This window comes from Clostridium sp. AM22-11AC, assembly GCF_003473545.1.
Taxonomy (GTDB): domain Bacteria; phylum Bacillota; class Clostridia; order Lachnospirales; family Lachnospiraceae; genus Enterocloster.
The window spans coordinates 257,200-269,949 of record NZ_QUCM01000004.1; the positions used below are offsets into that span (position 1 = coordinate 257,200).

The 12,750-nt window shown below is 48.7% G+C and carries 16 protein-coding genes; 1 reads left to right on the forward strand and 15 read right to left on the reverse strand.

All coding sequences use genetic code 11. The annotated features are described in order from the left end of the window. Window positions 1-97: 97 nt before the first annotated feature. From DW251_RS06445 to DW251_RS06475, 7 genes are all read right to left on the reverse strand, one after another. Complete coding sequence (locus tag DW251_RS06445) at window positions 98-409, reverse strand: DUF5720 family protein (protein ID WP_008723307.1); 312 nt, start codon at window positions 407-409, stop codon at window positions 98-100. Between the two features lie 23 nt (window positions 410-432). Beyond that, window positions 433-1,200: a phage antirepressor KilAC domain-containing protein gene (locus DW251_RS06450; RefSeq protein WP_002589066.1), complete on the reverse strand. Its 768-nt coding sequence runs from the start codon at window positions 1,198-1,200 to the stop codon at window positions 433-435. Window positions 1,201-1,236: 36 nt separating this feature from the next. Next, complete coding sequence (locus tag DW251_RS06455; RefSeq protein ID WP_006059572.1) at window positions 1,237-2,115, reverse strand: DUF6017 domain-containing protein; 879 nt, start codon at window positions 2,113-2,115, stop codon at window positions 1,237-1,239. Between the two features lie 67 nt (window positions 2,116-2,182). Beyond that, window positions 2,183-2,371, reverse strand: coding sequence for a hypothetical protein (locus DW251_RS06460; RefSeq protein WP_006059571.1), 189 nt, complete (start codon window positions 2,369-2,371; stop codon window positions 2,183-2,185). Window positions 2,372-2,399: 28 nt separating this feature from the next. Further along, window positions 2,400-2,672, reverse strand: coding sequence for a DUF5720 family protein (locus DW251_RS06465; protein WP_007862445.1), 273 nt, complete (start codon window positions 2,670-2,672; stop codon window positions 2,400-2,402). A gap of 11 nt (window positions 2,673-2,683) precedes the next feature. Further along, the gene (locus DW251_RS06470) at window positions 2,684-3,613 is read right to left on the reverse strand and encodes a ParB/RepB/Spo0J family partition protein (RefSeq protein WP_006059569.1); all 930 of its coding nucleotides are present in this window, start codon (window positions 3,611-3,613) and stop codon (window positions 2,684-2,686) included. Then, window positions 3,570-4,391 (reverse strand): ParA family protein, encoded by an 822-nt coding sequence (locus DW251_RS06475; RefSeq protein ID WP_002569249.1) that lies wholly within the window; start codon window positions 4,389-4,391, stop codon window positions 3,570-3,572. The genes DW251_RS06470 and DW251_RS06475 overlap by 44 nt, the downstream gene beginning before the upstream one ends. An 873-nt stretch (window positions 4,392-5,264) precedes the next feature. On the opposite strand from DW251_RS06475, the gene DW251_RS06480 reads away from it, so the two are divergent. Continuing rightward, window positions 5,265-6,023, forward strand: coding sequence for a GntR family transcriptional regulator (locus DW251_RS06480; RefSeq protein ID WP_243034890.1), 759 nt, complete (start codon window positions 5,265-5,267; stop codon window positions 6,021-6,023). Between the two features lie 167 nt (window positions 6,024-6,190). Here DW251_RS06480 and ptsP read toward each other — a convergent pair whose 3' ends face one another. The 8 genes from ptsP to DW251_RS06520 all read right to left on the reverse strand — a co-directional run bounded on the left by ptsP (window position 6,191) and on the right by DW251_RS06520 (window position 12,494). Further along, complete coding sequence (gene ptsP, locus DW251_RS06485) at window positions 6,191-7,810, reverse strand: phosphoenolpyruvate--protein phosphotransferase (protein ID WP_008704980.1); 1,620 nt, start codon at window positions 7,808-7,810, stop codon at window positions 6,191-6,193. Between the two features lie 35 nt (window positions 7,811-7,845). Continuing rightward, the gene (locus DW251_RS06490) at window positions 7,846-8,103 is read right to left on the reverse strand and encodes an HPr family phosphocarrier protein (protein ID WP_008704982.1); all 258 of its coding nucleotides are present in this window, start codon (window positions 8,101-8,103) and stop codon (window positions 7,846-7,848) included. A gap of 249 nt (window positions 8,104-8,352) precedes the next feature. Beyond that, the gene (locus tag DW251_RS06495; RefSeq protein WP_054355261.1) at window positions 8,353-9,180 is read right to left on the reverse strand and encodes a PTS system mannose/fructose/sorbose family transporter subunit IID; all 828 of its coding nucleotides are present in this window, start codon (window positions 9,178-9,180) and stop codon (window positions 8,353-8,355) included. Beyond that, window positions 9,180-9,923: a PTS sugar transporter subunit IIC gene (locus DW251_RS06500; protein WP_118300512.1), complete on the reverse strand. Its 744-nt coding sequence runs from the start codon at window positions 9,921-9,923 to the stop codon at window positions 9,180-9,182. Before DW251_RS06500 ends, DW251_RS06495 begins: the two co-directional genes overlap by 1 nt. Before the next feature lie 15 nt (window positions 9,924-9,938). Continuing rightward, window positions 9,939-10,403: a PTS sugar transporter subunit IIB gene (locus DW251_RS06505; protein WP_008704986.1), complete on the reverse strand. Its 465-nt coding sequence runs from the start codon at window positions 10,401-10,403 to the stop codon at window positions 9,939-9,941. After that, entirely contained in the window at window positions 10,400-10,834 is a 435-nt protein-coding gene (locus DW251_RS06510; RefSeq protein ID WP_118300513.1) for a hypothetical protein, read from the reverse strand. The genes DW251_RS06505 and DW251_RS06510 overlap by 4 nt, the downstream gene beginning before the upstream one ends. Then, window positions 10,806-11,492, reverse strand: a complete 687-nt coding sequence (locus DW251_RS06515) for an HAD family phosphatase (RefSeq protein ID WP_008705000.1) — start codon at window positions 11,490-11,492, stop codon at window positions 10,806-10,808. Before DW251_RS06515 ends, DW251_RS06510 begins: the two co-directional genes overlap by 29 nt. A 24-nt stretch (window positions 11,493-11,516) precedes the next feature. Beyond that, window positions 11,517-12,494 (reverse strand): SIS domain-containing protein, encoded by a 978-nt coding sequence (locus tag DW251_RS06520; protein WP_118300514.1) that lies wholly within the window; start codon window positions 12,492-12,494, stop codon window positions 11,517-11,519. Window positions 12,495-12,750 lie beyond the last annotated feature (256 nt).

Below are 12,750 nucleotides of genomic sequence, written 5' to 3' on the forward strand. Positions count from 1 at the left end.
CATCGCCTCCTTTCCACAAAATGTGCAGGGGTGGTGCATTTATTTCTAAGGCGGGACCACCAGCCGCCGGAGAAGGTATTTCTTCATCGAACCGCCCTCAACGAATTTGCTCAGAACGGTCATAGAGCAAATCTCCATTTCTGACCTTTGCATGACTGAGAATCTTGATCTGTCCCTTTGCCTGACTGTCCAGAGCTTTTTCATAGCCCTTATCTGACAAAAACAGGCGGGTTCGTTCACCTTTCCAGCCCACCGGGGAGTCATGCGTCAGCACATCAAAAATAATCATGTGCCGGGTGTTCTCAGCAAATCGCTGGAGATCCATGTAGTCATGGCCGTGATAGTTCTGCGCTCCAGCTTTCTGGCGCATTTCTTCCATCAGCTGACCGATTGTTTTGCCTTCTGGCATAAAACTCACTTCCTTTCCCACTCTCATACAACCATCAAAATCATGTCTCTCAGCTGAGCAAAGTAGAGTTTGCCTTGCGGGGTTATCAGCGTATAGGAGCCGATATGCCCGTGATTGCAGTAGTCTTTGACACAAAACAGTCCTTCATTGGCTGGCTTTGCATAGGGCAGTACATTACCGGATGCGGTGCGGTACACAAAACGCTTTTCCAGAAGGAAACGGACAAACCGACGCTCCGGGACAAGCAACTCTTTGGCGGTGGTGCGGAGGTTGGTACTGTGATTGAGGTCGATGAACAAATCATAAAAGGCTGCCTTACTCTCCAGCAGGGCATTTTCCTCTCGTAGCGACGCATTTTCTTCCCGCTCAGCAAGCAGCTCGGAGCAGAGCTTTATCAGAGCTTCCGGAGAAGTGGCTATCTCCCACAACTTCTCTTTTGTGAGATAGGCTCCGTGCTTGCGAATGGCAGGTAGAACTTCATCAAACACCCATTGTTCAAACCGTTCCGCTGACGGCAGTTTACTATGGGCGATCAGACGATATAGATCACCTTCGGGGATAAAGAGCATTTCGACCATTTGTACCGCGGGGCTTCCATCTGCCTTTTTCCCAGTCTGGACCCCTATGGAACATTTCGTTCCACCCCTGGTATGGTCGCGGACGGCTTTGCGTGGATTGGTATATCCCAGCGCTGTTGCCACATCTGTACCGCAAAATAATACTTTGCCATTCTGTTCCAAAGTGCGAATGCTTCCGAACTCTGGACTATTGAAAATTTCAATCTGATTCATGCTGTGCCTCCTTTGGTGTAATACAAAAGCGGCTGATTACCAGCCGCCTGCGTGCATATCGTGATTTACCAGTGAAGTGTAGTGGTTATTCATGGTGGTAGGAGCGTTGAACAGCACTGCAAGCAGGTACTGCTTGATGTTGTGTACCTGGGTGGTGTTCTTTTGCAGACAGTCCATGACAAACTCGATGTGAGAGCTGTCCAGCTTCAAAAAGCGGGAGCGTACAATTTCATGAGGAAAGTCCGCACCAGAGATCCGGGTGGTCTTTCGTTTGGCACAGACCGTTTCTACCAACAGCTCTACGATCTCATTCAGGTCATCCAGGTAGAGAGGATAACGCTGCTTCAGACAATCATACTCGATATTCTCCAAAATCAATTCCCGATAATTTTCTATCTCTGTGACAGACATCGCATCCCTTCCTTTCCGTTCCGGCGGTATTACCGCCGCTGTTTCCCGGAAGGGAATGGAATCGGTATTTGATCCATGAGTATTTTGTTTTTGGGTATTTGATTTCTTAGTATTTAATTGTGTTGGATTTTCCGGTAACGGATTTACCGCTGACGGGTTTACCGTTATCGGGTTTTCCGACAACGGCTTATCCAACATCGGTTCTCCCTCGATGGGACGCTCAAAAATGGTATACTCATTGGCTGCGAATTTACCAGAAGCATCAGTTGTCTGTCTGCGCCGAATGTATCCGGCTGTTTCAAGCTCATTGACAGCAGAGCGGATTGCATCTTTGCTTTCTCGATTGATATAGCTGAGTCCTGACAGCGTATAATCCCAGTCATCAGGCAGAGATAACATTTGCGACAAGAGACCCTTTGCCTTCAAAGAAAGTCGTTTGTCTTTTAGATGAAAATTGCTCATAACCGTGTAATCGCCAGTGCGTTCTACACGAAAAACAGCCATTTACTTCACTCCTTTCATTTCTCAGGTATGAAAAAAGCCGCAATTCATAAAAGAATTGTGGCAGCGGTTAGGGTCTGTCTGTATCTTTTTTCTTGCGTCGGTAGGGGCGTTTTGGCATTGGTGGTTTATCAAACAGATCCCTTTCCTGAGAAAATGGTAAGGTTTGAAAAACACGGTCAATCTCGGTGGATTCCATATCACGCTGTGAGCGGCAATCTTCTTGAATAGCTTCTCGGATTTCTCTTACAGTACACATATTCATTCCTTTCCTTTCGTTGTATCGGTTATGAACGACGGTGTTTTTTAGGCTTGAAGTCGAGGATATGCCCCTCAATAACATGGGCATATCTCTTAATTTTGATTTCTCGACGCTGCTGGCTTTGCAGAGCTGACTGATACCCGTCCTCTGTGAGAAAAAGCCTCATTTCGTCACCAGGTTCTCCATAAGCAGTAGGGCGCAAGACAGTAAACTCAATCATCCAGAAAGTGCTGTCCCAAAATCGCTCCACTGCAAGAATGTTGTGGCCTTTCAGTTCCCTTGCTGCAATATCTTTCATAGGCTCTCCCTTCATCGTTCCTGATCTCGTTGGCGTTTTTTCTGCCATTGTTCCAGCAGTTTAATAATGGTTTCCTGCATTTTGGCCGGTGTATAGCTTTTGGGGAAATACTTTCGCAAGGTATCGCTGCTCAAGGTCACTTTATCCAGATCACCCTTTTTTTCCTCTGACATGATGGCAAGCATCACATCTTCTGACAATTTCCCTTCCTGGCTGAACTTTTTCATTCGCTGAGCCTGAGAGAGAGAAGGGGTAGCCTGCTCATAGTCCATTGTTTCCACCAGCATTTGCTGTTCGTCCGGTTTCAAAAAAGAGAGTTCATAGGCTGGGTTAAATGCGATTTTCTTTTCATCCACCATATCCAAAAGCTCTGGAATCAGTTCAGTCAAACGAACATATCGCATTACCTGGATACCGCTTCGTTCACCGGCTTCTTTTGCTACCTGGTCTCTGGCGCTCAACTTCTGTTCAACTTGAACAGAAGTCAGGTCTGTTCTTGCTCCTTGATGTTTAATGGCTTCCAGCTTCATTTTGTAGGCAAAAGCCCTTTCACTGGGGAGCAGATTTTCTCGCTGCAAATTGCTGTCAACCATAATAATTGTGGCAGCATCGTCATCCAAGTCGCGCACAATGACAGGCATGGTTTCTTTTCCGGCCAATTCGCTGGCTCTGCGGCGTCTGTGACCGGCTACCAGCTCATAACCGCCATCAGGCAGTGGTCTGGCAATCGCAGGAACCAACACACCATACTTTTTGATGCTGTCTGCGGTTTCTATCATTGCATCATCATCCTTGACCTTGAAGGGGTGATCCTTGAACGGATGCAGTTCAGATAGGGGAATTTCCTGAATTTTTTCCAGTTGCTCGTCTTGCCGACTTTCTTCTGTAGAAAACAGGTCATCTACTGAGGCCAGCTCTATTTTTTTCGCGCTGCTTTTCAAGTTTCAATACCTCCTTCGTCAGATTTTTGTAGCCCTCAGCCACTTTGCCATTAGGATCATGGGCATAAATGCTTTTTCCTTCAGCACTGATTTCTTTAGCCCTGACAGAATGAGGAATTTCTGATGTAAACACCTTGATCTTACTGCCATAGGTTTCGCGCAGAAGAGCGGAGATTTCTTTGGCAAAATTGGTTCGGCTGTCTACCATCGTCAGCAGAATCCCATCAATTTGCAGCTTGGGATTGATTTGTCTGCGAACCTTATTGATAGTTTGCAAAAGCTGCTCCAAACCTTTAGCTGGAAGATACTCTGCCTGGACGGGGATTATAACCCTATTAGCGGCAGCCAGTGCATTGACCGTAAGCATACCCAGGGAGGGCTGGCAATCAATAAGGATATGGGAGTATTGCCCCTTCAGCGTGTCCAGATATTGTCGCAGAATGGTTTCTCGGCTCATAGCGTTTACCAGAGATACCTCCATACCAGATAGCTGGATGTCCGCAGGCATCAGGTCTACGCCCTCAGGGTGGTGCAGGATACCCTCGCCGGGACGAATTGGTTCATCCATCAAAATACGGCCCATAGCGTCTGACAGTGTAAAGGGCAGCTTATCAGGCTGAGGATTGCCCAAGCTGATGGTCAGGCTTCCCTGTGGGTCTCCGTCAATCAGAAGGACTTTCTTCCCGGACTGCGCCAGACCAATTCCAAGATTGGCACAAGTGGTTGTTTTGCCGACACCACCTTTTTGGTTGGCTATGGCAATAATCTGTGTATTCATGATTTCACCTCATTTCTTTCTAAGTTTAGATATGAAAAAAAGTGCCTGCTTTACCTTTCCTGAGAAAGATAAAACAGGCACTTTCACTGGCTCAATACCTCTTGTAATGAACCTCTATGTATGGTAAACTATGTCCACGATACCATGAATATAATTAAGTCTCGACGGGAATTGAACTTTTGGCTAACGCCAAATTTCGCGCCTTTGCAAACAGAGTGCAAACAATAGGGGGCTAAAATCCTTTGTTTTTGCTTGATTTTGCTTGTACAAGGTTTATAGAGAACATGGAGAAAAGCCTTGATATAACTGCATTTTCTTTATCCCTGTTGATAGGGAATATATGCACTGGGTCCATCTCCTAAGGGGAAGGCCGGGGGTTCGAATCCCTTTTGGCGCGCCAGATAATAACGCCGAAAACCTTTGTTTTCAAGGGTTTTCGGCTTTTTTATTGAGCAGTAAAAGAAAAAATAATCAAGCTTCGCTTGGAGAGGTTTTTCTCTTTTATTGCTGCAAGGGAATCATGGTTCGGGTGTTTCGTATCGCTTATATTATACAGTAAATTCAGTGGTTTTCCCGTCTTTAGGATTTAGCACTTTATTTTTTGAGAGTTAATGAAATATATTTTATCCTCAAGTCAGCATATTTGCTGGCTTTTTTCTTTGTTTTAAAAACTTGACAAATTTTCTTTTTTATACTTGCTTTTATGGTGCTATGGTGCTATACTATAAGAGGGTGACTTTTATGGCATATTTTCTTAAAAAAACTAACAACAAAAATTGTATCTGGGGCTGGCCGTCGCGCTAGCGACTTGGTACAATATGATGATATGGCATTTAATTATATCATCGCTGATGCGAAGGGGAGATGGAAACAATGATGATCATGGATAGCAGCAAGCCGCTGTATCTGCAGGTGGAGGCAGATATTAAAAACCGTATCCTGTCGAAGCAGTACATGCCGGGAGATAAGCTTCCGACGGAGAACGAGCTAAGTGACCAGTATAATGTGAGTAAAATCACGATTCGAAAGGCGATACAGAATTTATCCGATGAGGGATATGTCAATAAGGTCCAGGGAAAGGGCACCTTCATCAATTTCAAGAAGGACAAGCTGTATCTGAATAAGACCAGCGGCTTCAAGGAAAGTCTGTCAAGCCTTGGACACGCGTCCAGACACGATATCATCCAGGCATCGTTCCTGAACGCGGATGAGGATATCGCAGAGAAGCTGATGATTCCGATGGGGACGAAGGTCGTCTACATCGAGCGTCTGGTCTGGCAGGATAACGAACCGATCGCGATCGATAAGATCTACATCGAGGATGCCCGCTTCCCGGACTTCATCACGACACTTTCGAAAGATCGCTCGTTCTACCAGGTGATGGATGAGTGCTATCATATCCGGCCGAATCATTCCGTCCTCGAAATCGACGGAAAGGCTGCGCAGAGCCACAGCGCAGATACTCTGAAGTGCAACGTCGGCGACCCGCTGTTTTCGATTCATAAAATCAGCTATGATCAGGATGGTAAGCCGATCCACTACTCGCTGACGACGGTCCGCTGTGATCGCGTCACCTATGTCGTTTCCACAAACGACTCCACGGTCATGGACGAGAAGATCAAGTCGAACTGAGCTTCGATCCACAACAGAAGGACGCTTCAGCCAGAACCAGCACAAACACAATCACAGATTTATCTCCATAAAGTTCAGAAGGGGCACCGACACATCTCGTGTGGTTGCCCCTTCGCTTCGTTTATTTATCGTTTATTTATCTTCTGTTTTTCGTGCTATGAACGGCGTTACGCCATCTCACAAATCTTACTGCGCACGCTGAGCACCATAGATGGTGCGACACTCAGCTCATCGATGCCCATCTCGACGAAACGCTCCGTCAGGGTCGTGTCAGCACCGAGCTCACCGCAGATGCCGGCCCACTTGCCCGCCTTATGCGCGCCATCGATGGTCATCTGAATCATCCGAAGAACCGCCTCATGATGTGGATTATAGAACTCGTCCAGCTTCTCATTCTGGCGATCGATCGCAAGTGTATACTGCGTGAGGTCGTTGGTGCCGATGCTGAAGAAATCGACGAGCTCTGCCAGCTCCTCACAGATCATCACTGCTGCCGGCGTCTCGATCATGATGCCCTGCTCCGGAATCGCATACGGGATTTGCTCCCGCTTGAGTTCTGCCGCCACCTCTGCGACGATCTCACGGATCCGAAGCACCTCATCTACGGAGATGATCATCGGATACATGATGGCGAGGTTTCCGTACTTCGCCGCACGAAGCAGTGCGCGGAGCTGTGTCTTAAACACATCCGGCTGTTTCAGACAGATACGGATCGCGCGATACCCCATCGCCGGGTTATCTTCCTTTCCGAGTCCGAGGTAATCGACGTTCTTATCCGCACCGATGTCGAGCGTTCGGATGATCACCTTCTTTCCGCCCATCGTCTGTAGCACCTGACGGTACGTGTTAAACTGCTCAGTCTCATCCGGCAGCGCGGTCTTTCCGAGATACAGGAACTCACTGCGGAACAGGCCGATGCCCTCCGCGTCATTTTCCTGTACATATGCGACATCTGAAACACTGCCGATGTTTGCATATACGTTTACCTTCCGGCCACTCTTCGTCACCGAAGGACGTCCCTTGTAGTTTGCAAGCAGCCGCTTCTGCTCTGCCGCCCTCGCCTGCATCTCGTGTGCAGCAGCGATGGTTGCCTCATCCGGATCCACGCAGAACACGGCATCCTTGCCATCGACGATGCCCATCGTACCGGAATGGAGACTGTCGAGCTCCACCGGCACACCGATCAGCGCCGGGATGTTCATCATACGCGCGAGGATCGCGGTATGGGAGTTCGTCGAGCCATGGACGGTGACGAACGCAAGGATCTTACGCTTATCCATCTGCACCGTTTCACTCGGTGTCAGGTCATCCGCCACGATGATGGACGGTTCCATATGCGCCCAGTCGAGCTCCTCCTCACCACTCAGATTCCGGATCAGACGATTCGAGATATCCTTCACATCCGCGGAACGTGCCTGCATGTACTCATCATCCATATTCGCGAAGATCTCGGCGAAGTTATCTCCGGTGACCGCCACCGCGTACTCAGCATTGAGCTCCTCCGTCTCGATCATCGAGTGGATCGCATCCTGGTAGTCCTCATCCTCGAGCATCATCTGATGCACCTCGAAGATCTGCGCGTTCACCTCGCCAACCTCCTGAAGCGCCTTCTCATAAAGCGCGCCGAGCTGGGCCTGCGCCTGTTTCTTCGCATCCTCGAGACGCTGGAGCTCTGCCGCTACATCCTCGACATGCTGACGCTTTACGATGCCATCACTCTTCTTCAGAACATTGATCGGACCGATCGCCGTTCCCTTATAAACGGACTTTCCGATGTATTTTTCCATTTCCTGTCCCCTCAGATTCTATATCGATCGATGAATTACAGATTTTCCTGGAAGAACTTCTCGAGTGCCTCGAACGCAGCATCCTCATCCGGACCCTCGACCTGCACGGTCACCTCATCGCCCTGCTTGACGCCCATGCTCATGATGGCGATCAGCTTGCCGGCAGCTGCGGTCTTTCCCTTCGCCGCGAGCGTCGTAGCGCTCTGGAACTTCTTCGCTTCCTTCACCAGCAGTCCGGCTGGTCTCGCATGCAGTCCGAGTTCTTCCTTGATCACATATGTAAATTCTTTCATCTTTATCTATCCTTTCTTTTCACTGCGTGAGCTCATACGTAAGTCCCCTCTGCAAATAAGCGGGATTCCTGCATACGTCACCATGTCATCTAAGTCATCATGTAAATAAGTTCTCATTATAAACAAAACTTCCCGCACGGTATAGTACTTTCCGGATCTCGAATTCACTATGCATGCAGGAAGTCTGGATATTTTTTCAGGGGTATGCCACAGTGCCCTGTGGTATTTTAAAGAAGTGTATCGCTCTGTTTAGAGAATGCCCAGTGCACCCATGACCATGCCGAAGAGGACGATGCCGATCAGCAGGACGTTGGTATTGACCTTCTTCTGAACGAGATTGTAGATGCCCAGCGTAAATACGAACGGAAGCATCTTCGGGATGATGGAATCCAGCATATCCTGGATGACCAGATTCGTACCACCGGTGGAGAAGGTAAGCGGCGTGGTGACGGACACCATGCTGGCTACCATACCGCCGACGACGGCGAGACCGACGATGGATGCGAAGTGCATTACGCGATCCATAAGTCCTTCCTGGTACAGCTTTGCGAGGTATTTATTACCTGACCTGTAGCCGAAGAAGGTTGCATTGTAGGCAAACAGCAATGACGGAATCGCGAACAGCAGTACTGCGAGAATCGGTCCCAGGATGCTGCCCTGCTGTGCGAACGAAAGGCCGATACCGAAGGTGATGATTCGGATGGTTCCCTGGAAGAAGCTGTCACCGATGCCGGCGAACGGCCCCATCAGACTGGTCTTGATCATGGAGATCGACTCGGTCTGGAACTCACCCTCTTCTGAATTTGCGTTCTGCTCCTCCATGGAAGCGGCGAGGCCCATGATAAACGGTGTCAGCTGCGGTGTGCAGTTAAAGAACTCCATATGCCGCTGATACGCTTCCTTTTTTCTCTCCTCATCATCTGCATACAGCTTGTCAAGCACCGGTGCCATGCCATACATGAAGCCCATGTGCATCTGACGCTCATAGTTCCATGAGCACATAATCGCGAGGGAATGCAGGAAGACCTTACGTAAGTCTTTATCGCTTACCTTCTTTAATGCTTTCTGATTTTCCATTATGCATTTGCCCCCTTTCCATACAGAACCTTATCCAGGATGAATGCCAGGATCGCGGCGAACATGGTCACACCGATCAGGCTGAGACCGGAATATGCGACGATCAGGAAGCCGAGAAGGAAGTACGGGAACATCTTCTTCGACAGCATTGAACTCAGCAGCATCGCAAATCCGAGGGCCGATAAGAGGTTACCAGCGACTGTGAGGCCGTTCGTGATGACCTGCGGAATCGCAGCTACCAGGTTCGTAACTAGATCCGTACCGAAGTAAACGGTCAGGAAGATCGGGATGAAGTAAACCAGCGCGTTGAAGCCGAAGGACCACCAGAGGTGGATATGAATCGCCTTCTTGAACTGTCCGTTCTCGATGGCCTTATCCGCTACATGAGAGAACTGCGCGATCACCATACGCATGATGACACTCAGGAACTCGCCAATGACGGCGACCGGAACGGCGATGGTCAGTGCCGCTTCCGTGGAGGCACCGGAAAGAATCGCAAACGCAGTGGCGATGATACTTCCGAACTGCATGTTTGGTGGTCCGGCTGCTCCGATCGCTACAAATCCCATGGAAATAAGTTCCAGGGATGCACCTAAAATTACACCCTGTCTGACATCGCCTAATACGAGGCCTGCCAGTGTACTCAGGATCAGTGGTCTGCCGATGTTCTGACGTCCGATCAATCTGGAGTCGATGACACCGACGATACCAACTAAACCGAGTAAGATCGCTTTAATCAGCATACGACATCTCCTTTTTTAATTCTCAAATGATGCATGCTCGATCGGGGAGGATGGCACCATCTGAATATAGATCTTCTTTCCCATCGAAATCAGTTCCTGGGTGGCCTTCAGCTCTGCTTCATTTAAGTACACGGCCTTACCGTACTCCTTCGAACCGGCCTTCTTCGCCACACCGCCATAATTGATTTCGGTCACCTCTGGAAGCTCCTTCGCAAGCTGAAGTGCTTCTGCCGGTCCCTTTACGATGATCATGATATTCTTGCTGGCATTCTCATCCACCAGCTTCCGAAGCTGTGAAAACGGAATGATACTAAGCTCACAGTCCACCGGCTTCGCGATGCTGAGCGCCATCATGCTGATCGGATCATTCGGAACCTTATCATCGGCGACGATGATATAGTTGGTGCCTACCTGCTTGGTCCAGGAAAAAATCACCTGGCCATGTAAAAGACGATGATCTACACGAACTAACTTAATCATACATTTCCTCCATTTAAAAAGTTGTTGTACAGTACGATGCTCTGGGCTGCACTCTTACAGGTATCATCGAGGTCCAGCTCCTCCCATGTCGTACCGCTCTTCTTCATTGCCATGATTTCCAGTACCAGCGGGAGATTTACACCCGCGATCAGTTTTCTCGACGAGCTCATGAATGGTAAGGCGGTATTCGCCGGCGATCCTCCCGGAAGGTCCAGAAGGACGACCAGATTCCGATCCTTATATCTCTCCTCGATCGTCGCACGGATTGCTTCTGAAAAGTCATCCAGTGACTCTCCGTTTTCGAACGACAGCGTCCCGAAATCATCCTCGTCGATATCCAGGATCAGCTTCAATGCATCTGCATATCCCTTGCACAATCCTGCATGTGTAATCATCAGCACATCAAATGCATCTTTCATGTTTCGTACCATCCTTACTTAATTCTTCTATGATTGGAACAGCCTCTGATAAAGAGGCGATAATCTTTATGGCCTGTCGCTTCTGGACTTCCGTCGGCGGCATCAGATCCGGCACCATGATGACCGGGATCCTGGCATTCCAGGCTGCCTGGACGCCCACCTTCGAGTCTTCGAAAACCAGTGCATCCTCCGGTGCTGTATTCATCTTCGCAAGCACCTTCAGGTACGCTTCCGGCGAAGGCTTCCGCTCGACGACCTCATCACCACAGCAGATATAGTCAAAGTACTGTATGAGCTGTAAGCGAGTCAGGCGCTCCTCCGTCAGTGATCGACTGGTGGCGGTCGCTACCGCACACGGAAGTCCGGCCTTTTTGATGCAGTTCAGGAGTTCCACGGCACCCGGTTTTGCGGTGAGCTCACGCTCCAGACGCTCTACTCCATGCTGACGGGCGACTTTCATGAATTCCTCTGTGGAGCAGCGTCCACGGAACAACTCTTCCATGTAATCATACACCGGCTGTCCACTGCGACCAACCACATTCAGAAAGTCCTCTCTCTTCCAGTCGTCGATCCCGAAGTCTCTTGCCGTATCATACCATACATCCTGCCATACCCTCTCTGTATCGAGCAGCAGTCCATCTACATCAAAAATAACCAGTTTAAGCGACATATATTTTCCTCTTCGTACTGTATCTTAGTACTGCATCTGCCACATATAACGACGAACATCGAGTGAGTGACCACGCTCGAAGGCGATCGCCTCTACGAAGTGACGGATCACCACGCCGGTAAGGATGGCTGCAACATATGGCTTCGCCTCATCAGCTACCGTAGAAAGATCGAGATCCTTCTGATCGAGTACGAGCAGATCCTCTGTAAACTTCTTTGCGAAGTTCTCTACACGCTCATCGAGGTGTCTGGTGTGACCGATGGACTTTACAAGCATGAATGGAACATCATAATCGGTTACCTCGAACGGGCCATGGAAGTACTCACCGGAGTGGATGCATCCGGAGTTGATCCACTGCATCTCCATGAACCAGCACATCGCGGTGGAGTAAACCTCACCATAGTTGATGCCGCTGCCGATGGTGTAGATGGTCTTCTCACGCTTGTTGCGCTTCGCCCATGCCTTCGCCTGTGCATCGTACTGTGCCTTCGCCTGTGCAGAAAGATCGGTCAGCTTCTCGAGCTCCTTCAGGCATACATCCCACTTCGCATCTGGAGCGAGTACGGAAAGAAGGCTGAAAAGTAAGCCGTAAAGGATACCCTTATTCTTATCAGAATCGCTTACTTCCTTACCCCAGTCATAGTGAACAGGATACTCTGCTGCCTCCCAGAGTGGAGAACCCTCGAGGTTGGATAAGCAGATCGTAAGGGCGCCCTTGGAACGTGCAAGCTTCGTTGCCTCTACGGTCTCCGGTGTGTTTCCGGAATGTGAGCAGGAAATCACGACGGAGTTCTCATTGAGACGCTTCGGCGTATCATATACGAACTCGTTCGCGGTGTATACGTGGGAAGGGATCGAACTCTCCTTATCGAACATATACTGTCCAGCCATAAGCACTGCCTGGGATCCGCCACAAGCGACGAAATAAACCTCATTGACCTCCTTTCTGGCTTTCACTGCCTCAACTGCGGCCTTAATCTGTGATGCATGTAAGTCTCTCATAATTCCTCCTTAAAAATGATAATTGATTATATATCATTATATGATTTTATAAGTCTTATTATATACATGTAGCACAAATTTGCAAGTACTTTTTTCTTTTTTGTCGGGAGTTTTACACTTCTTTTTTTAGTGTTTTAATACAAATCCTTTATTTAAGCCATTTACGGCTTATTTTTTTGTCAAATTTTATGATTTTTATAGTGCCCGTCTTTAGGATTTAGCACTTTATTTTTTGAGAGTTAATGAAATATATTTT

Excerpts from the sequence above, each read along its gene's own strand:
- DW251_RS06515 (WP_008705000.1), bottom strand. The coding sequence starts at position 11,492 with ATGTCGCTTAAACTGGTTATTTTTGATGTAGATGGACTGCTGCTCGAT.
- DW251_RS06450 (WP_002589066.1), bottom strand. The coding sequence starts at position 1,200 with ATGAATCAGATTGAAATTTTCAATAGTCCAGAGTTCGGAAGCATTCGC.
- DW251_RS06495 (WP_054355261.1), bottom strand. The coding sequence starts at position 9,180 with ATGGAAAATCAGAAAGCATTAAAGAAGGTAAGCGATAAAGACTTACGT.
- DW251_RS06505 (WP_008704986.1), bottom strand. The coding sequence starts at position 10,403 with ATGATTAAGTTAGTTCGTGTAGATCATCGTCTTTTACATGGCCAGGTG.
- DW251_RS06465 (WP_007862445.1), bottom strand. The coding sequence starts at position 2,672 with ATGAAAGATATTGCAGCAAGGGAACTGAAAGGCCACAACATTCTTGCA.
- DW251_RS06490 (WP_008704982.1), bottom strand. The coding sequence starts at position 8,103 with ATGAAAGAATTTACATATGTGATCAAGGAAGAACTCGGACTGCATGCG.
- DW251_RS06460 (WP_006059571.1), bottom strand. The coding sequence starts at position 2,371 with ATGTGTACTGTAAGAGAAATCCGAGAAGCTATTCAAGAAGATTGCCGC.
- DW251_RS06520 (WP_118300514.1), bottom strand. The coding sequence starts at position 12,494 with ATGAGAGACTTACATGCATCACAGATTAAGGCCGCAGTTGAGGCAGTG.
- DW251_RS06480 (WP_243034890.1), top strand. The coding sequence starts at position 5,265 with ATGATGATCATGGATAGCAGCAAGCCGCTGTATCTGCAGGTGGAGGCA.
- DW251_RS06510 (WP_118300513.1), bottom strand. The coding sequence starts at position 10,834 with ATGGTACGAAACATGAAAGATGCATTTGATGTGCTGATGATTACACAT.
- ptsP (WP_008704980.1), bottom strand. The coding sequence starts at position 7,810 with ATGGAAAAATACATCGGAAAGTCCGTTTATAAGGGAACGGCGATCGGT.
- DW251_RS06445 (WP_008723307.1), bottom strand. The coding sequence starts at position 409 with ATGCCAGAAGGCAAAACAATCGGTCAGCTGATGGAAGAAATGCGCCAG.
- DW251_RS06475 (WP_002569249.1), bottom strand. The coding sequence starts at position 4,391 with ATGAATACACAGATTATTGCCATAGCCAACCAAAAAGGTGGTGTCGGC.
- DW251_RS06455 (WP_006059572.1), bottom strand. The coding sequence starts at position 2,115 with ATGGCTGTTTTTCGTGTAGAACGCACTGGCGATTACACGGTTATGAGC.
- DW251_RS06500 (WP_118300512.1), bottom strand. The coding sequence starts at position 9,923 with ATGCTGATTAAAGCGATCTTACTCGGTTTAGTTGGTATCGTCGGTGTC.